Origin of the sequence: Fictibacillus sp. S7, assembly GCF_004127935.1 — a bacterium.
In the GTDB taxonomy this organism is placed as follows: Bacteria; Bacillota; Bacilli; order Bacillales; family Fictibacillaceae; genus Fictibacillus_C; species Fictibacillus_C enclensis.
In genome coordinates this window covers 2,738,988-2,757,823 of record NZ_QJKL01000001.1, presented here as the reverse complement: position 1 = coordinate 2,757,823, position 18,836 = coordinate 2,738,988, and the positions used below count along the sequence as shown (strand labels likewise).

At 48.5% G+C, this 18,836-nt stretch carries 16 protein-coding genes, 2 tRNA genes, 3 rRNA genes and 1 riboswitch; of the genes, 19 read left to right on the top strand and 2 right to left on the bottom strand.

Annotated features, from left to right (window positions below; translation table 11 throughout):
• Window positions 1-12 precede the first annotated feature (12 nt).
• From DMO16_RS14230 to DMO16_RS14200, 8 genes are all read left to right on the top strand, one after another.
• Window positions 13-1,449, top strand: coding sequence for a nicotinate phosphoribosyltransferase (locus DMO16_RS14230; protein ID WP_061975608.1), 1,437 nt, complete (start codon window positions 13-15; stop codon window positions 1,447-1,449).
• Between the two features lie 307 nt (window positions 1,450-1,756).
• Window positions 1,757-3,304: ribosomal RNA gene (locus tag DMO16_RS14225) — 16S ribosomal RNA — on the top strand.
• Window positions 3,305-3,394: 90 nt separating this feature from the next.
• Window positions 3,395-3,471, top strand: a tRNA-Ile gene (locus DMO16_RS14220).
• A gap of 24 nt (window positions 3,472-3,495) precedes the next feature.
• Window positions 3,496-3,571: transfer RNA gene (locus DMO16_RS14215), tRNA-Ala, on the top strand.
• A 188-nt stretch (window positions 3,572-3,759) separates the two neighbouring features.
• A 23S ribosomal RNA gene (locus DMO16_RS14210) occupies window positions 3,760-6,698 on the top strand.
• Window positions 6,699-6,713: 15 nt separating this feature from the next.
• A complete protein-coding gene (locus DMO16_RS25195) occupies window positions 6,714-6,842 on the top strand; it encodes a hypothetical protein (RefSeq protein ID WP_277873757.1) in 129 nt (42 codons plus the stop codon).
• Between the two features lie 167 nt (window positions 6,843-7,009).
• A 5S ribosomal RNA gene (gene rrf, locus DMO16_RS14205) occupies window positions 7,010-7,125 on the top strand.
• The 16S, 23S and 5S rRNA genes sit together here with 2 tRNA genes alongside, the layout of an rRNA operon.
• Before the next feature lie 341 nt (window positions 7,126-7,466).
• Entirely contained in the window at window positions 7,467-7,766 is a 300-nt protein-coding gene (locus DMO16_RS14200) for a hypothetical protein (protein WP_129478229.1), read from the top strand.
• 63 nt (window positions 7,767-7,829) lie between these two features.
• Here the strand turns inward: DMO16_RS14200 and DMO16_RS14195 are convergent, their stop codons facing one another.
• A complete protein-coding gene (locus tag DMO16_RS14195) occupies window positions 7,830-8,264 on the bottom strand; it encodes an Hsp20/alpha crystallin family protein (RefSeq protein WP_129478227.1) in 435 nt (144 codons plus the stop codon).
• Window positions 8,265-8,346: 82 nt separating this feature from the next.
• On the opposite strand from DMO16_RS14195, the gene gerPC reads away from it, so the two are divergent.
• Complete coding sequence (gerPC, locus tag DMO16_RS14190; protein WP_061975022.1) at window positions 8,347-8,628, top strand: spore germination protein GerPC; 282 nt, start codon at window positions 8,347-8,349, stop codon at window positions 8,626-8,628.
• A gap of 75 nt (window positions 8,629-8,703) precedes the next feature.
• On the opposite strand, the gene DMO16_RS14185 is transcribed toward gerPC, so the two are convergent.
• Window positions 8,704-9,216: a ferritin family protein gene (locus DMO16_RS14185; protein ID WP_061975019.1), complete on the bottom strand. Its 513-nt coding sequence runs from the start codon at window positions 9,214-9,216 to the stop codon at window positions 8,704-8,706.
• 181 nt (window positions 9,217-9,397) lie between these two features.
• Here DMO16_RS14185 and DMO16_RS14180 point away from each other — a divergent pair, with 181 nt between their 5' ends.
• The 10 genes from DMO16_RS14180 to purF all read left to right on the top strand — a co-directional run bounded on the left by DMO16_RS14180 (window position 9,398) and on the right by purF (window position 18,819).
• On the top strand, window positions 9,398-9,925 hold the full coding sequence (locus DMO16_RS14180; protein WP_061975017.1) for a DUF2179 domain-containing protein: 528 nt from the start codon (window positions 9,398-9,400) through the stop codon (window positions 9,923-9,925).
• A 2-nt stretch (window positions 9,926-9,927) separates the two neighbouring features.
• Window positions 9,928-10,128, top strand: a complete 201-nt coding sequence (locus DMO16_RS14175; protein ID WP_129478225.1) for an NETI motif-containing protein — start codon at window positions 9,928-9,930, stop codon at window positions 10,126-10,128.
• A gap of 80 nt (window positions 10,129-10,208) precedes the next feature.
• A riboswitch (purine riboswitch) is annotated at window positions 10,209-10,310 on the top strand.
• Window positions 10,311-10,447: 137 nt separating this feature from the next.
• Window positions 10,448-10,936 (top strand): 5-(carboxyamino)imidazole ribonucleotide mutase, encoded by a 489-nt coding sequence (gene purE, locus DMO16_RS14170; protein ID WP_129478223.1) that lies wholly within the window; start codon window positions 10,448-10,450, stop codon window positions 10,934-10,936.
• Entirely contained in the window at window positions 10,929-12,089 is a 1,161-nt protein-coding gene (purK, locus tag DMO16_RS14165; RefSeq protein WP_241840572.1) for a 5-(carboxyamino)imidazole ribonucleotide synthase, read from the top strand. Before purE ends, purK begins: the two co-directional genes overlap by 8 nt.
• Window positions 12,086-13,378 carry an adenylosuccinate lyase gene (gene purB / locus DMO16_RS14160; protein ID WP_129478221.1) on the top strand — a complete coding sequence of 431 codons (1,293 nt, stop codon included), beginning with the start codon at window positions 12,086-12,088 and terminating at the stop codon, window positions 13,376-13,378. The genes purK and purB overlap by 4 nt, the downstream gene beginning before the upstream one ends.
• Window positions 13,379-13,566: 188 nt before the next feature.
• Window positions 13,567-14,286 carry a phosphoribosylaminoimidazolesuccinocarboxamide synthase gene (purC, locus tag DMO16_RS14155; RefSeq protein ID WP_129478219.1) on the top strand — a complete coding sequence of 240 codons (720 nt, stop codon included), beginning with the start codon at window positions 13,567-13,569 and terminating at the stop codon, window positions 14,284-14,286.
• A complete protein-coding gene (gene purS / locus DMO16_RS14150; protein ID WP_129478217.1) occupies window positions 14,279-14,533 on the top strand; it encodes a phosphoribosylformylglycinamidine synthase subunit PurS in 255 nt (84 codons plus the stop codon). The genes purC and purS overlap by 8 nt, the downstream gene beginning before the upstream one ends.
• A complete protein-coding gene (gene purQ, locus DMO16_RS14145; RefSeq protein WP_129478215.1) occupies window positions 14,530-15,213 on the top strand; it encodes a phosphoribosylformylglycinamidine synthase subunit PurQ in 684 nt (227 codons plus the stop codon). Before purS ends, purQ begins: the two co-directional genes overlap by 4 nt.
• Window positions 15,197-17,425, top strand: coding sequence for a phosphoribosylformylglycinamidine synthase subunit PurL (gene purL / locus DMO16_RS14140; protein WP_129478213.1), 2,229 nt, complete (start codon window positions 15,197-15,199; stop codon window positions 17,423-17,425). Before purQ ends, purL begins: the two co-directional genes overlap by 17 nt.
• Window positions 17,401-18,819: an amidophosphoribosyltransferase gene (purF, locus tag DMO16_RS14135; RefSeq protein WP_061974999.1), complete on the top strand. Its 1,419-nt coding sequence runs from the start codon at window positions 17,401-17,403 to the stop codon at window positions 18,817-18,819. Before purL ends, purF begins: the two co-directional genes overlap by 25 nt.
• Window positions 18,820-18,836: the final 17 nt, after the last annotated feature.

Genomic DNA, 18,836 nt, shown 5'->3' with positions numbered 1-18,836 from the left:
TGAAGAACGATGATGCGGCATGAAGATTTGACACTACATACCGACAAGTACCAGATCAATATGATGTATGCTCATTGGAAAAACGGTACACAAAATAAAAAATGCGTTTGCGAAGCATTTTATCGCAAAAACCCGTTTGGCAATGGCTATGCTGTATTTGCAGGGCTTGAACGTATTGTTTATTATTTGCAGAATCTGCGCTTTACAGAAGAAGATATCAATTATTTAAAAGAACAGGAAGAACAATATGAGGAAGGATTTCTTCAGGAACTGAGGGAATTCCGGTTCACGGGAAGCCTGGCTTCCGTTCAGGAAGGGAGCATAGTCTTTCCAAGAGAGCCGCTCCTCAGGATCGAAGCGAGAATTTTTGAAGCTCATCTGATCGAAACGGCTCTATTGAACTTCATGAATTACCAAACCTTGATCGCGACCAAAGCGGCAAGAATTAAGCAGGTGGCACCTGAAGATTACTTTATGGAATTCGGATCGCGCCGCGCGCAGGAAGCGGACGCTGCCATCTGGGGAGCAAGAGCGGCCTATATTGCCGGTTTTGAAGCTACCTCCAATTTGTTGGCAGGCAAATACTTTGGGATTCCGACCAAGGGCACTCACGCTCACTCCTGGGTACAAAGCTTTGAAACGGAAGAAGAGTCTTTCCGAAAGTTTGCCGAAGCTCTTCCGGATCAAAGCACCTTGCTCGTTGACACATACGATACGATGAAAAGCGGAATTCCAAATGCCATCAAAATTGGCCTGGAATTGAAAGAAAAAGGGAAGACACTTAAAGGCATCCGCCTCGACAGCGGGGATCTTGCGTATCTTTCCATTCAGGCGAGAAGAATGCTGGATGAAGCCGGATTGACGGATACGGTCATCGTTGGCTCCAACGATCTGGATGAAGAAGTAATCTCTGAGCTGAAAAGCCAGGGTGCTACGATCACTTCCTGGGGCGTGGGAACCCAGCTCATTACAGCTGCTGACCAGCCGGCACTTGGCGGAGTGTACAAGCTTGTTGCCCGTGAAAGCAATGGCGAGTATGTTCCAACCATAAAAGTATCAGGCAATGTGGAAAAAGTGACAAACCCGGGCTTCAAGACGGTATATCGTATCGTAAACGAAGACACAGGGAAAGCCGAAGCGGATTACATTGCGATGGTAGACGAAGCCCTTCCGGAAAAAGACATCTACCTTTTTGATCCGGTGGAAACCTATAAAAGCAAAACCATCCATAACTACCGAGCGGAAGAACTGCTCAAGCCGGTCTTTAATGAGGGAGAACTTGTTTATGACTTGCCGCAGGTGGATGAAATCAAATCCCATTTCCGCAGCCAGATTAAGATGTTCTGGCCTCAGCACATGCGAAAGCTGAATCCGCAGACCTATCATGTGGACCTCAGCGAAAAAGCATGGACTACAAAAATGGAGCTCCTTAAAGAAGCAACCAAATAATTATTCCAAGAGCCCGGTCGTTTTCATCTGCGGGCTCTTTTTTTATTTTGATAAAAAGGGTTGACCACTCCTGAAATCGCTGGTATAGTAGTAAACGTTGCTGCTTTTGATACACACTTTCCTTCAAAAAAACATTGAAAAAAGTTGTTGACTTAGCAAGCAGGATTTGATAAGATATTCCTTGTCGCCAACGAGAGCGACGGAAACAAACAGTTCTTTGAAAACCAAACAAAAGCCAGAGTAAGTCAGGGATTTTACAATCCCATCAATTTCTTATTTTTAAACATTAAGAGCTATATCAAACACTTTATTGGAGAGTTTGATCCTGGCTCAGGATGAACGCTGGCGGCGTGCCTAATACATGCAAGTCGAGCGAATGACGAGGAGCTTGCTCCTCTGATTTAGCGGCGGACGGGTGAGTAACACGTGGGTAACCTGCCTGTAAGACGGGGATAACTCCGGGAAACCGGAGCTAATACCGGATGATAACGAGAAGCGCCTGCTTCTTTTTTGAAAGTCGGTTTCGGCTGACGCTTACAGATGGGCCCGCGGCGCATTAGCTAGTTGGTGAGGTAACGGCTCACCAAGGCGACGATGCGTAGCCGACCTGAGAGGGTGATCGGCCACACTGGGACTGAGACACGGCCCAGACTCCTACGGGAGGCAGCAGTAGGGAATCTTCGGCAATGGACGAAAGTCTGACCGAGCAACGCCGCGTGAGCGATGAAGGCCTTCGGGTCGTAAAGCTCTGTTGTCAGAGAAGAACAAGTACCGGAGTAACTGCCGGTACCTTGACGGTACCTGACCAGAAAGCCACGGCTAACTACGTGCCAGCAGCCGCGGTAATACGTAGGTGGCAAGCGTTATCCGGAATTATTGGGCGTAAAGCGCGCGCAGGCGGTTTCTTAAGTCTGATGTGAAAGCCCACGGCTCAACCGTGGAGGGTCATTGGAAACTGGGAGACTTGAGTGCAGGAGAGAAAAGTGGAATTCCACGTGTAGCGGTGAAATGCGTAGAGATGTGGAGGAACACCAGTGGCGAAGGCGGCTTTTTGGCCTGTAACTGACGCTGAGGCGCGAAAGCGTGGGGAGCAAACAGGATTAGATACCCTGGTAGTCCACGCCGTAAACGATGAGTGCTAGGTGTTGGGGGGATCCACCCTCAGTGCTGACGTTAACACATTAAGCACTCCGCCTGGGGAGTACGGCCGCAAGGCTGAAACTCAAAGGAATTGACGGGGGCCCGCACAAGCAGTGGAGCATGTGGTTTAATTCGAAGCAACGCGAAGAACCTTACCAGGTCTTGACATCCTCTGACCACTTGAGAGATCACGCTTTCCCCTTCGGGGGACAGAGTGACAGGTGGTGCATGGTTGTCGTCAGCTCGTGTCGCGAGATGTTGGGTTAAGTCCCGCAACGAGCACAACCCTTGACCTTAGTTGCCAGCATTCAGTTGGGCACTCTAAGGTGACTGCCGGTGACAAACCGGAGGAAGGTAGGGATGACGTCAAATCATCATGCCGCTTATGACCTGGGCTACACACGTGCTACAAGGGGTGGTACAAAGGGTTGCGAAGCCGCGAGGCCGAGCCAATCCCAAAAAGCCACTCTCAGTTCGGATTGTAGGCTGCAACTCGCCTACATGAAGCCGGAATTGCTAGTAATCGCGGATCAGCATGCCGCGGTGAATACGTTCCCGGGCCTTGTACACACCGCCCGTCACACCACGAGAGTTTGTAACACGCGAAGTCGGTGGGGTAACCTTTTGGAACCAGCCGCCGAAGGTGGGACAGATGATTGGGGTGAAGTCGTAACAAGGTAGCCGTATCGGAAGGTGCGGCTGGATCACCTCCTTTCTATGGAGACATGAGCACTCAGGTGCCTCATGAATCTTACTCTGAGCATTTGTTTGGTTTTGAGAGAACTTCTCTCTATATATGGTGCATGGGCCTATAGCTCAGCTGGTTAGAGCGCACGCCTGATAAGCGTGAGGTCGATGGTTCGAGTCCATTTAGGCCCACCATACACATTCTAATAAAGACAAGATGGGGCCTTAGCTCAGCTGGGAGAGCGCCTGCCTTGCACGCAGGAGGTCAGCGGTTCGATCCCGTTAGGCTCCACCATTAGACAATGCTGTTGACATTTTCTTTTTTAGTCGGTATTATATAAAAGTTGTCTCTTGAAGGCAACACCGATGAAATGCACGTCATGTTCCTTGAAAACTAGATAACGAAACATCCAAACAAGCCAACTAATTCATTAGTTGTGCGCTGATTTAGTGATTTTTTTACGATCTTACGATCGTGTTAAAGGTTAAGCTAGAAAGGGCGCACGGTGGATGCCTTGGCACTAGGAGCCGAAGAAGGACGGGACGAACACCGATATGCCTCGGGGAGCTGTAAGTAAGCGTTGATCCGGGGATTTCCGAATGGGGGAACCCACCATCCGTAATGGGATGGTATCCATATCTGAATACATAGGATATGAGAAGGCAGACCCGGGGAACTGAAACATCTAAGTACCCGGAGGAAGAGAAAGCAAATGCGATTTCCTGAGTAGCGGCGAGCGAAACGGAAACAGCCCAAACCAGAGGGCTTGCCCTCTGGGGTTGTAGGATACTCTACATGGAGTTACAAAGGAACGGGGTAGATGAAGCGGTCTGGAAAGGCCGGCCAAAGAAGGTAACAGCCCTGTAGTTGAAACTTCGTTCCCTCCTGAGTGGATCCTGAGTACGGCGGGACACGTGAAACCCCGTCGGAATCCGGGAGGACCATCTCCCAAGGCTAAATACTCCCTAGTGACCGATAGTGAACCAGTACCGTGACGGAAAGGTGAAAAGCACCCCGGAAGGGGAGTGAAAGAGATCCTGAAACCGTGTGCCTACAAGTAGTTGGAGCCCACTAACGGGCGACAGCGTGCCTTTTGTAGAATGAACCGGCGAGTTACGATAACATGCAAGGTTAAGCCGAGAAGGCGGAGCCGCAGCGAAAGCGAGTCTGAATAGGGCGCCATAGTACGTTGTCGTAGACCCGAAACCGTGTGATCTACCCATGTCCAGGGTGAAGTTCAGGTACCACTGAATGGAGGCCCGAACCCACGCACGTTGAAAAGTGCGGGGATGAGGTGTGGGTAGGGGTGAAATGCCAATCGAACACGGAGATAGCTGGTTCTCCCCGAAATAGCTTTAGGGCTAGCCTCGCGGCTAGAGTCCTGGAGGTAGAGCACTGATTGGATTAGGGGCCCCCACAGGGTTACCGAATTCAGTCAAACTCCGAATGCCAGAGACTTATCCGCGGGAGTCAGACTGCGAGTGATAAGATCCGTAGTCAAGAGGGAAACAGCCCAGACCATCAGCTAAGGTCCCAGAGTATACGTTAAGTGGGAAAGGATGTGGAGTTGCCCAGACAACCAGGATGTTGGCCTAGAAGCAGCCACCATTTAAAGAGTGCGTAATAGCTCACTGGTCGAGTGACTCTGCGCCGAAAATGTGCCGGGGCTAAACGTATCACCGAAGCTATGGATTGTACCGTCAGGTACAGTGGTAGGGGAGCGTTCGAAGTGCGGCGAAGTCAGACCGGACGGACTGGTGGAGCGCCTTGAAGTGAGAATGCCGGTATGAGTAGCGAAAGACAAGTGAGAATCTTGTCCATCGAAAGCCTAAGGTTTCCTGAGGAAGGCTCGTCCGCTCAGGGTTAGTCGGGACCTAAGCCGAGGCCGAAAGGCGTAGGCGATGGCCAACAGGTTGAAATTCCTGTACTACCTCCTTTCCGTTTGAACGACGGGGGGACGCAGGAAGGTAGGGAGAGCGCGCGAATGGAAATGCGCGTCTAAGCAGTTAGGTTGATTGTGAGGCAAATCCCGCAATCGTGAAGGCTGAGCTGTGACGGCGAGGGAAATTACAGTACCGAAGTCCCTGATCCTACACTGCCAAGAAAAGCCTCTAGTGAGGAAAGAAGTGCCCGTACCGCAAACCGACACAGGTAGGCGAGGAGAGAATCCTAAGATGATCGGGAGAACTCTCGTTAAGGAACTCGGCAAAATGACCCCGTAACTTCGGGAGAAGGGGTGCTCTGGTAGGGTTTATCGCCCGAGAGAGCCGCAGTGAATAGATCCAAGCGACTGTTTAGCAAAAACACAGGTCTCTGCGAAGCCGCAAGGCGAAGTATAGGGGCTGACACCTGCCCGGTGCTGGAAGGTTAAGAGGAGGGGTTATCCCTTAGGGGAGAAGCTCTGAATTGAAGCCCCAGTAAACGGCGGCCGTAACTATAACGGTCCTAAGGTAGCGAAATTCCTCGTCGGGTAAGTTCCGACCCGCACGAAAGGTGTAACGATTTGGATACTGTCTCAACGAGAGACCCGGTGAAATTATAGTACCTGTGAAGATGTAGGTTACCCGCGACAGGACGGAAAGACCCCATGGAGCTTTACTGCAGCTTGATATTGGATTTTGGTACAGTTTGTACAGGATAGGTAGGAGGCTGAGAAGTCGGAGCGCCAGCTTCGATGGAGGCGTCGGTGGGATACTACCCTGACTGTAGTGAAATTCTAACCTGGAACCGTGATCCGGTTCGGAGACAGTGTCAGGTGGGCAGTTTGACTGGGGCGGTCGCCTCCTAAATCGTAACGGAGGCGCCCGAAGGTTCCCTCAGAATGGTTGGAAATCATTCGCAGAGTGTAAAGGCACAAGGGAGCTTGACTGCGAGACCTACAAGTCGAGCAGGGACGAAAGTCGAGCTTAGTGATCCGGTGGTTCCGCATGGAAGGGCCAACGCTCAACGGATAAAAGCTACCCTGGGGATAACAGGCTTATCTCCCCCAAGAGTCCACATCGACGGGGAGGTTTGGCACCTCGATGTCGGCTCATCGCATCCTGGGGCTGAAGTAGGTCCCAAGGGTTGGGCTGTTCGCCCATTAAAGCGGTACGCGAGCTGGGTTCAGAACGTCGTGAGACAGTTCGGTCCCTATCCGTCGCGGGCGCAGGAAATTTGAGAGGAGCTGTCCTTAGTACGAGAGGACCGGGATGGACACACCGCTGGTGTACCAGTTGTTCCGCCAGGGGCATAGCTGGGTAGTTACGTGTGGACGGGATAAGTGCTGAAAGCATCTAAGCATGAAGCCCCCCTCAAGATGAGATTTCCCATCACGTCAAGTGAGTAAGACCCCTTAGAGATGATGAGGTTGATAGGTCTGGTGTGGAAGCGTGGTGACACGTGGAGCTGACAGATACTAATCGGTCGAGGGCTTATCCGTAAAAACAAAAGCGGAATGAACCGCTTATATCCGACAAGCGTTGGAGACCCTGACAAGAACACGGTTTTGGTGTTCGTCGGAAGGGGCGAAACGACCTCGAGGATAGGGTTCATGAAGCTGGACGTTATCAGCACGTTTGGATGAAGTTATCTAGTTTTGAGGGAATATGCCTCAAAAACAAAAGATTTGTCAGCGACAAGAGATTCGAGGAAGCAAAACGACGACTCTCCGGAGTGTACTTTACCGTACATGAGGAAGAGGAGGAGTGAAGCGGACGAAGAAAATCGCCGTTGATCACAAATCGATAGATGTCTGGTGGCAATAGCGAAGAGGTCACACCCGTTCCCATACCGAACACGGAAGTTAAGCTCTTCAGCGCCGATGGTAGTTGGGGGCTTCCCCCTGTTAGAGTAGGACGTTGCCGGGCAAAAAGGGCGGGACGAATGAAAATTCGTTCCGTTCTTTTTTTATGTTCTTTTTTTGTTGAAATAGTGTTTGTGAAGTCAGAATTGAACCGAAATTAAAATAATTGAACCAAAACAGTATTTAATTGAACGAAAGCTGGTTTTTGGCCAGGCTGAAAGCAAATAAATATATAATAATTGTGCAAAACGCTCTCATAATTAGGAAAGGAGCAATTCAGACTTCTTCCCAGCCACATGCCGCGCCAAATATCCCACAAAACCCCAACTAAACATAATCCCACCACCTCCCTCATATATTGGTGTAATGGTGATCCCATTCAAAACCGTAAAGAGGGATAGCTCAATGAAAATTTCGATTAAAAGTGTAAATGTAGATGCAATCATGATGAAGGGTTCTCTTAACATCGGTAAAACGCTCATAATCAAACGTTATTCCTTACAAAAGGAAGCGAAGCAAAATAGCCAAAACCCGGGTGAATCCCAAACCCAGGGGCCATCATCAGCCTCAAAAACGCCGAAAACAACTCCCGTACAGGCTGACAACGATAATATTAAAAAGCAGTCTGAAGAAATGGCAGCCGAGCTTCTGGCGAATGCCTGCCGTCTTTACTACATGGCAATCATGCTGGTCTCCAATCCTTAAACGGTTTTAAAATGCACCACAACGAAAAAACGACCCAGAGGGCTCCACACAGGCCTCTGGGTCTTATTCAAAATAGTCGTAGATTTTTACTTTTTGATTTTCTTTTTCCTGTTTCAGGCGCTGGAGGCGCACATAAAGCAGTCCGCGATAGTAGCCGGCATCCAGCGGTCGGTCTTCTACCGAATGGGGGAGAGGAATTTCCCGTTCGATCGGACCTGATACAATTTCCTCGGTAACACACGTAAATTTTTTTATGGAAAAATCGATGTTTCCTGTGACCTTCAGGGTGCGGTAATGTACGTACAGATTCACATCTTCAATATTTTTTACACCTGGGAGATTAATTAAGCAGTAAATTTCATCTTTGTTTTCATATATATTAACTAGAGGCCCTTGGTTTGCTAATCCAAATTCTTTAAAGTCTTCAAAGAAGTCCTTACCGAGTACCTGGTCGGCATACTTTTTCCATTCGTTTCCCTTGCCCCATGAAGGATTCATAGCTCTCACTCCCTTGCCCTGACAGTATATGCAGCTTTCGCCCAGTGGTGAAACGTTGGAGAGATGAAGGAGGTTCAATGAGATGGACCAAGACCTGTACCATATTTTACAGCAGCTTCAGCAGCAAATTATTGAACTGCAGCATGAAAACCAATCCCTGAAAGAAGCGTTAAGCAACATCAAGCCTGTGAATATTGAAAACATTAATTATAAAATTCAGGAACTGCATGTCAAAGAGCTCAAGGGCACCCTCAATATTGGACTAACCGGAGAGGCCCATCTGGAGGATATGGAAACGATCATTGATGAAATTCAGCAGGAGGGGATTCATCAGCAGCATCAGACCCAAGATGAACCTGAATAAGGTAAGCTTAAGGATAAATCCAGTCCTTAAGCTTTTTATTTACAATAAAAGAGTGCCGTAGTCCGGCACTCTTTTTTAGCGGGCATTCAGCAGGTAGCTGAATTTGGTCGCGTGCTTGATTTCGTCTGAGAAAGGACGAAAGAAGGTATCCCGGATGGTGGGATCCTGTGTCATCAGATACGCATCACGGTATTTTTCATAATCAGCAAGTTCATCTTCATATGCTTCAAACAGGCTTTGACGGAAGTTTTGGATTTTTACCGGACGAATCTTGTAGTTCGGCTGCTTACCTGTTATAGATGTGTAAAGACGGGTAAACAACTGTAGATGTGTCTTTTCATCTTTGGCCGCATCCAATAAAACTTTCCGACTGTATTCGTTTGGCGCCTCTTTCGCCAAACGTGTATAGAAATCAACAGCTGTCGCTTCACCAATAATGCTCGACATTAACACATTTAACAGCTGCTGATAAGATTGCTGCTGCTGGCTTTGCTGGGCCTGCTGCTGACGCTCTGCCTCGTAGGGGTCGTAATAATAATGGGTTTCTTCAAACGGTGGTTGGGGTGCTTGATAATAATAAGGGTACATGATATCAATTCCTTTCCCGAAAAGCTTTTATAACCTATGAAGAAACATGGAAAATGTGCCTATCCAACTTGATGCGGATGATAGAAATTACTGGATAAATCTTCATTTTTCAACCAGCGAAAAACATGGTAAATTACTTTTATGGCATCATAATGGACAGGCTAAAGAAGGAGTGTAAATGATGTTGGAAAACGGCTTCGTGATGATTGGGATTATTCTTCTGATTAATGTGGTATATGTCTCATTCTTCACAATTAGAATGATTTTGACATTAAAAAATCAAAGATACCTCGCAGCATTAATCAGTGTGTTTGAGGTTATTATTTATGTCATCGGTCTTGGACTTGTGCTGGACAACCTGGATAAAATTCAGAACCTGATTGCGTATGCTCTTGGTTATGGTCTTGGCGTACTCGTCGGCATGAAGATTGAAGAAAAGCTGGCACTCGGATATATTACAGTTAATGTTATTACCACAAATATCTCAGCAGGCTTGCCGAATGAAATCAGGTCAAAAGGATATGGCGTAACGGACTGGATGGCCTCAGGGCGGGAAGGACAGCGAATGATGATGGAGATCCTGACATCGCGAAAATCGGAATCCAACCTTTATGAAATCGTTAGAGCACTGGATCCAAAGGCGTTCATTATTTCTCATGAACCAAAGGCCTTTCATGGTGGATTCTGGGTCAAAAGCATACGGAGGTAGGCATGGATAAAAAGCCGAAAAAGAAAAAGTTTGAAGTACAACCCGGTGAGACGATCTCTGATTGTTTGGACCGCATGGCCGGGGAAGGCTATTCTCCCGTACGCCGCATGGAAGAGCCGGTGTTTAAAGAAGTGAAGAAAAATGGGAAAACGGTTCAGGAATATCACGAACAACGCATCGTTTTTGAAGGAAAATTGCAGTAAAAACCGAACATTAAATTGTCAGAATATATTATTGTTCGACTTTTTGGTTGACATAGGAGAAGACCCTTCGTTACAATAAGGGTGACAAAACAATAGTACCTCATATAATCACGGGATTATGGCCCGTAAGTCTCTACCCGATGACCGTTATTCATCGGACTATGAGGGGAAGCACACTGCTGTTTTCGGCATATCCGCAGGTGATGAAGTATGTCCAGCGTAGTAGCTTTCTCTCAAAGATAGAGAAAGTGAGTACACTGGACTTTTTTATTGCAAAAAATTCATTTCACATAGCATTTTTGATTGCGGGGAGGATACGATGGAAAACAAAGTTGGCGTAATAATGGGAAGTACATCCGATTGGGAAACAATGAAACATGCCTGTGATATTCTTGAGGAGCTGAAGGTTCCTTATGAAAAGCAGGTGGTGTCGGCTCATCGGACGCCTGACCGCATGTTCCAGTATGCTGAAGAGGCAAAAAGCAGAAATATTGGCGTTATAATTGCAGGAGCGGGCGGTGCAGCCCATCTGCCGGGAATGGTGGCGGCTAAAACCGTGCTGCCGGTCATCGGCGTTCCGGTACAATCCAAAGCCTTAAACGGACTGGATTCTCTTCTGTCCATCGTGCAGATGCCTGGAGGTGTTCCGGTAGCAACTGTTGCCATCGGGAAAGCTGGAGCCACCAACGCAGGTCTCCTGGCCGCACAGATTCTAGCCATTACAGATCAGGATTTAAACAATCGTTTAACGAAGCGGCGTGAGAAGATTGAACAAGCCGTTATAGAAAGCAGTGATTCTCTTGGCTAAAAACAAAACGATTTTGCCGGGCCAAACGATTGGCATCTTGGGCGGAGGCCAATTGGGCCGTATGATGGCAATCAGCGCTAGAGAAATGGGATACGGAATTGTAGTTTTGGACCCTGGTGAAAATTCACCGTGTGGACAAATCAGCGACCACCAGATTGTTGCACCTTATGACGATGTAAAGGGCATTGAAGAACTGGCTCAAAAAAGTGACGTGATCACCTATGAATTTGAAAACGTGGACAGCGAGAGAGCGCAATGGCTTGAGAATAACGCCTATATGCCACAGGGCAGCGAGCTTCTCTATCTGACTCAGCACCGCATTCGTGAAAAGCAGGCGATTGAAAAAGCGGGCGTACGTGTTGCTCCTTACCTTCCTGTACAAAGCAAGGAAGAGCTCCAGGCGGCTGTCAGCCAGCTCGGTCTTCCTGCCGTTTTGAAAACGTGCCAGGGCGGCTATGACGGAAAAGGCCAGGCTGTCATCCGGACAGAAGGGGATATGGAAAAAGCAGAGGAGCTTTTCGCAGGGAGCAGAGAATGCGTTCTTGAAAGCTGGGTATCCTTTGAAAAAGAACTGTCGGTAATCGTCACCCGAAGCACAAAAGGTGAAATGAGCACGTTCCCTGTGGCGGAGAACATCCACCTGGAAAACATTCTTCACGAGTCGATTGTGCCGGCAAGAATTTCAGAGGAAACAGCGGCCAATGCGTATGACATGGCCAAGAAAATTGCTCATGAGCTTAACCTGTATGGAACGCTTGCTGTGGAGATGTTCCTTGGCATCAACGGGGAAATTTACGTGAACGAACTGGCGCCGCGGCCTCATAATTCCGGCCACTACAGCATTGAAGCCTGTGAAACCTCACAGTTTCAGCAGCATGTACGCGCCGTATGCGGACTTCCGCTCGGCCGGACGTCACTGGTCAGCCCCGTAGTCATGATCAATGTGCTCGGTGAACATGTGAAACCGCTGCTTGAAAACCTGGAACTTCTGAAAGACGCCAAGCTGCATCTTTACGGAAAAGAAGAAGCAAAAGTGAAACGAAAAATGGGACACATCACCGTGCTCGGAAACACGGTAAGCGAAGCACTCAACAAAGCAGAATACATTAAAGCTGCTGTACTCAAGATGGAAAAGCTGGAGGTAACGACATGATTGAACGGTATACACGCCCTGAAATGGGAGCGATTTGGACAGACGAGAACCGCTTTAAGGCTTGGCTGGAAGTCGAGATTTTGGCTTGTGAAGCATGGGCAGAGCTTGGGGAGATTCCAAAAGAGGACGTTAAGAAACTGCGCGAGAACGCATCATTTGATATTAATCGTATTTTTGAAATCGAGCAGGAAACACGCCATGATGTGGTTGCTTTTACACGCGCGGTATCCGAATCACTCGGCAAAGAGCGCAAGTGGGTCCACTACGGACTGACTTCCACCGACGTAGTGGATACAGCATTATCTTACCTGCTTTTGCAGGCGAACGAAATTTTGATCAAAGACATCGAGAAGTTCATCGAGATCATCGGAAACAAAGCGAAAGAACATAAATACACGGTCATGATGGGCCGCACGCACGGTGTTCACGCAGAACCGACTACCTTTGGTTTGAAGCTCGCGCTCTGGTATGGAGAGATGAAGCGAAACCTTGAGCGTTTCAAGCAGGCAGCTGACACCGTACGCGTTGGAAAAATCAGCGGAGCTGTTGGTACATATGCCAACATCGATCCATTCGTTGAAAAATATGTTTGTGAAAAGTTGGGGCTTGAAGCATCGCCAATTTCCACACAAACCCTGCAGCGTGACCGTCATGCGCATTACATGTCAGCATTGGCGCTTGTAGCAACAAGCATTGAGAAGTTCGCCGTTGAAATCCGCGGACTGCAAAAAAGTGAAACGCGTGAAGTGGAAGAGTTCTTCGCCAAAGGCCAAAAAGGATCTTCTGCGATGCCTCACAAACGCAACCCGATTGGTTCCGAGAACATGACGGGTATGGCACGCGTCATCCGCGGCTACATGATGACCGCGTATGAAAATGTGGCACTTTGGCATGAACGTGACATCTCTCACTCTTCTGCAGAGCGTGTCATTCTGCCGGATGCAACCATTGCGCTCGATTACATGCTTAACCGCTTTGGCAACATCGTGAAGAACTTAACAGTGTTCCCGGAAAACATGAAACGCAACATGACAAGGACGTACGGATTGATTTACTCGCAGCGTGTGCTGTTGAAGCTGATCGATAAAGGCATGAGCCGTGAAGCTGCTTATGACATTGTTCAGCCGAAAGCCATGCAGGCTTGGGAAGAAGGCATCCAGTTCAAGCAGCTCGTACAGGAAGAGCCGCGCATTACGGAAAAACTTACACCAGAAGACATCGAAGACTGCTTCGACTACTCGTACCACCTACAGCATGTTGATACGATTTTCGAGCGACTCGGTCTTTAATATACCAATGGGATATTCAGGACGGAAAAGCAGATTGGTGCCGTCCTGGAAACCCTGCTGAATTGGATCGCGTTTTATGATCAAAAGTTCCAACGCTTGTCGGGTCTTAACGGACATTTCAGCATTTCTATTTTTCCAATATTCGTGATTTTTGCAATGAAATTCGACTTATGTCAGGGGGATTTTGAATGGAAAAGCAAACCTTGCTTTATGAAGGAAAGGCGAAGAAGATTTACAGCACAGAAGACAGAAACACCGTGTGGGTGGAGTACAAGGATTCAGCAACTGCGTTTAACGGTGAGAAGAAAGCAACCATCGATGGAAAAGGCCGCTTGAACAACGAGATCACCAGCCTGATGTTTGCACTTTTGCAGCAAAACAACATTCCAAATCACTTTATCTCCAAACAATCTCCAACCGAACAGATTGTCCAGCATGTGGAGATCATTCCACTGGAAGTGGTTGTCCGTAACGTGGTGGCAGGAACACTGGCCAAACGGACGGGACTGCCGGAAGGACACGTTCTGCGTAAGCCGATCGTCGAATTTTATTACAAAAATGACGACCTTGGCGATCCTCTTTTTAACACCGACCATATCGCAGCTTTAGAGCTTGCTGTTCCACAGCAGCTTGAAGAAATGAAGGAGCTTGCGCTTCAGGTCAATTCCGTTCTTGTTCAATTTTTTGCAGAAAAAAATATAAGATTAGTAGATTTCAAACTGGAGTTCGGCACCAATGCCAAAGGTGAGCTTCTGGTGGCCGACGAAATTTCACCGGATACGTGCCGCCTTTGGGATAGTGAAACGAATGAAAAGCTCGATAAAGACGTATTTCGCCGAGATCTTGGCAGCTTAACAGATGCTTATGAAAAAATCTTAGAACGCTTAGGGGGAAACCTTCATGTATAAAGTAAAAGTATTCGTCACATTGAAAGAAAGCGTATTGGATCCACAGGGATCAGCGGTTAAAGGCTCATTGCACCGCATGGAGTACAACGAGGTACAGGATGTCCGCATCGGTAAATACCTCGAGCTTACGATTGAAGACAGCGTTCAGGATTTAGACAAATCCGTCAGAGAAATGTGTGAAAAATTGCTTTCCAACCCGGTCATTGAAGATTACCGCTATGAGGTGGAGGAGGTTGTCGCACAGTGAGGTTTGCGGTCATTGTTTTTCCAGGATCCAACTGTGACATTGACATGTTTCACGCCGTAAAGGACGAGCTTGGTGCAGAAGCCGAGTACGTTTGGCATGACGAAGAAAATCTCGACCGTTTTGACGGCATCCTGCTGCCGGGCGGCTTCTCGTATGGCGATTACCTTCGTACAGGCGCCATCGCCCAGTTTTCCAATGTTATGGATGAAGTGAAAAAAGCGGCACAAGCAGGCAAGCCAGTGCTTGGCGTCTGCAACGGATTTCAAATCCTTTTAGAAACCGGATTGCTTCCGGGGGCCATGCGCCGGAACGAATCATTGAAATTCATCTGCCAGCCCGAAACATTGAACGTTGTAAACAACGAAACCATGTTCAGCTCTTCTTATGAGAAGGACGAAGAGATTGTTATTCCGATCGCTCACGGCGAGGGAAACTATTATTGTGATGAAGAGACACTAAAACAGCTGGAAGAAGAGAACCGCATTATTTTCCGCTATAAAAATAACCCGAACGGATCGATTTCGGATATTGCCGGAATCATGAATGCCAAAGGCAACGTGCTTGGCATGATGCCGCATCCGGAGCGCGCGGTAAGCGAGCTTTTGGGCAGTGCCGACGGACTGAAATTGTTTCAATCAATCGTAAAAAGCTGGAGGGAAAACCATGTCTTATCTTCATGAGCCGACTGCAGAGCAAATTCAGGAGCAAAAATTATATCGTGAAATGGGCTTGAATGACGAGGAGTTTGGGCTGGTCCAATCGATCATCGGCCGCCTTCCGAACTGGACGGAGACCGGATTGTTCTCGGTCATGTGGAGTGAGCATTGTTCATATAAAAACTCCAAGCCGGTGCTTCGAAAGTTCCCGGTGGATGGAGAACGCGTGCTTCAGGGACCAGGAGAAGGAGCCGGAGTGGTAGACATCGGCGATGGCCAGGCAGTTGTTTTCAAAATTGAAAGCCACAACCACCCATCTGCGATTGAACCGTACCAGGGTGCAGCCACAGGAGTGGGCGGCATCATCCGTGACATCTTTTCCATGGGTGCGCGCCCGGTTGCGCTGTTAAACTCGCTTCGTTTTGGCGAATTGACGTCTTCTCGCGTGAAATATTTGTTTGAAGAAGTGGTAGCCGGGATCGCAGGCTACGGCAACTGTATCGGGATTCCAACCGTTGGGGGCGAAGTTCAGTTTGACGCTTCCTACGACGGAAATCCTCTTGTCAACGCGATGTGTGTGGGCTTGATCGACCACAAGGACATCCAAAAAGGACAGGCAAAAGGCGCTGGCAACTCGGTTATGTATGTTGGAGCAAGAACAGGACGCGACGGAATCCACGGGGCGACTTTCGCCTCCGAGGAATTGACCGAAGCTTCTGAGGAGAAGCGCCCTGCCGTTCAGGTGGGCGATCCGTTCATGGAAAAGTTATTGCTTGAAGCGTGCCTTGAGCTGATTCAGAACTGTGATGCTCTTGTTGGTATCCAGGACATGGGAGCAGCCGGCCTTACCAGCTCATCCGCTGAGATGGCAAGTAAAGCAGGAATGGGAATCGAGATGAACCTTGACCTTGTGCCGCAGCGTGAATTGAACATGACCGCTTACGAAATGATGCTATCTGAATCTCAGGAACGTATGTTGATCGTTATGCAAAAAGGCAGAGAACAGGAAGCCATTGATATTTTTGAAAAATGGGGTCTTGAAGCAGTAGTCGTTGGTACGGTTATTGAAGAAAAACAGCTTCGCCTTCTTCATCACGGCGAAGTCGTCGCCGATGTTCCGGTTGATGCACTTGCAGAAGAAGCACCGGTTTATCATAAGCCATCCAAGGAACCCGAGATGTTTTCACAGTTTCAAAACGAGGAAGCGTTCGTTCCAACAGTAGAAAGCAAAAAGGAAACGCTTCTGGAGCTGTTATCACAGCCGACGATCGCGAGCAAATCGTGGGTATTTGACCAGTATGACTATATGGTTCGCACGAACACGGTCGTGCCTCCGGGATCGGATAGCGCTGTTATCCGCATCCGTGAAACGGATAAGGCACTAGCGATGACAACTGACTGTAACTCACGCTATCTCTACCTTGATCCGGAAACCGGCGGAAAGATTGCAGTGGCAGAAGCAGCGAGAAACCTCGTTTGTTCCGGTGCTGAACCGCTTGCCATTACGGACTGCCTGAACTACGGAAATCCGGAAAAGCCGGAAATCTTCTGGCAGCTGGAAAAATCCACGGACGGAATGAGTGAAGCATGCCGCACGCTAAGCACACCGGTTATCGGCGGAAACGTATCTCTTTATAATGAAACGAACGGTGTGGCCGTGTATCCGACGCCTGTGATCGGGATGGTTGGACTCGTACATCACCTTGACCATATTACAACCCAATACTTTAAAACACCGGGAGATCTGATCTATGTGATTGGTGAAACCCATCAGGAGTTTGGCGGAAGCGAGCTGCAAAAAATGCAGCTTGGCAAAATTTCAGGAAAAGCACCGGCGTTGAATCTTGAAACGGAAGTCAAACGCCAGAAGCAATTGCTAGAAGCGATTCAGAACGGACTTGTGGAATCTGCACATGACGTAGCAGAGGGCGGATTGGCTGTTGCGCTTGCCGAAAGCATGATGAACGGCAATACAGGGGCGTCCGTTGAGCTTGAGGGAGACCTTGTTTCAGCCCTTTACAGCGAAACCCAATCACGCTTCCTTGTTTCAGTAAAACCGGAAAACGCCAAAGCGTTTGAATCAATGAACGAAGACGCGAAACAGATCGGATTTGTAACGGATAACGCGGTTCTGCGCATCGACCATGAAAATGAAGAAGTGCTGACCGCAACTTACGATGAACTTCATTCGGCTTGGAAAGGAGCCATACCATGCTTGCTGACATCAAAGGCTTAAACGAAGAATGTGGTGTGTTTGGAATCTGGGGACATCAGGATGCTGCCCAGCTCACCTATTACGGGTTGCACAGCCTTCAGCACAGAGGACAGGAAGGCGCAGGAATTGTTGTAACAGACGGTGAAAAGTTGAAAATGCACAAAGGACATGGGCTTGTTACCGAGGTGTTCAGCCGCGGAGAACTTGAAGGAATGACAGGGCATGCGGCCATCGGCCATGTGCGCTATTCCACAGCAGGGGGCAATGAATATGCAAATGTTCAGCCCCTGCTTTTCCGCTCACAAACGTCAAGCCTTGCCGTTGCACATAACGGAAACCTTGTGAACGCGAACGCGCTGAAACACCAGCTCGAAGCGCAAGGAAGCATTTTTCAGACGACATCTGATACGGAAGTTTTGGCCCATCTGATCAAGCGCAGCGGTTATATGGATCTCAAGGATCAGGTAAGAAATGCCCTTACTATGCTGAAAGGGGCTTATGCCTTTGTCATCATGACCGAGGAAAAGCTGATGGTCGCTCTAGACCCAAACGGTTTGCGTCCGCTTTCCATTGGCATGCTGGGAGATGCTTATGTGGTGGCTTCCGAAACCTGTGCCTTTGACGTGGTGGGTGCAGAGTATCTTCGCGATGTGAAACCGGGAGAACTTTTGATTATTGACGATAATGGAATGACAGCGGACCGTTTTTCTTCACCGACGAACCGTTCGATTTGTTCCATGGAATATATTTATTTTTCACGGCCTGACAGCAACATCGACCAGGTGAACGTTCACAGTGCCAGAAAGAACCTTGGAAAAGAATTGTACCGTGAAGCTCCAGTTGAAGCGGATGTCGTGACAGGGGTTCCGGACTCCAGTATTTCAGCCGCGATCGGCTATGCCGAAGCATCAGGCATTCCATACGAAATCGGCTTGATCAAAAACCGTTATGTGGGCCGGACATTCATCCAGCCTTCACAGGAATTGCGGGAGCTTGGTGTGAAAATGAAGCTGTCCCCTGTACGGGGAATCGTCGAAGGCAAACGCGTGGTGATGGTCGATGACTCCATCGTCCGCGGAACAACGAGCCGCAGAATCGTGAAAATGCTGCGTGCAGCAGGAGCAACTGAAGTGCATGTGCGGATTACAGCGCCTCCAATTGCTCATCCGTGCTACTACGGCATTGATACATCCGAGCGTGCTGAATTGATCGCCTCCAATCACTCGGTAGAGGAAATCAGAGACATTATCGGAGCAGATTCATTAGCCTTCTTATCACCTGAAGGATTATTGAGAGGCATCGGACGCCCGGACGGCGATCCGAATAACGGACAGTGCCTGGCTTGCTTTACCGGGAAGTATCCAACAGAGATTTATCCGGATACCGTGCTTCCGTACGAAAAAGAAATGGTGTAATGGCAAAAAAGGGAGGA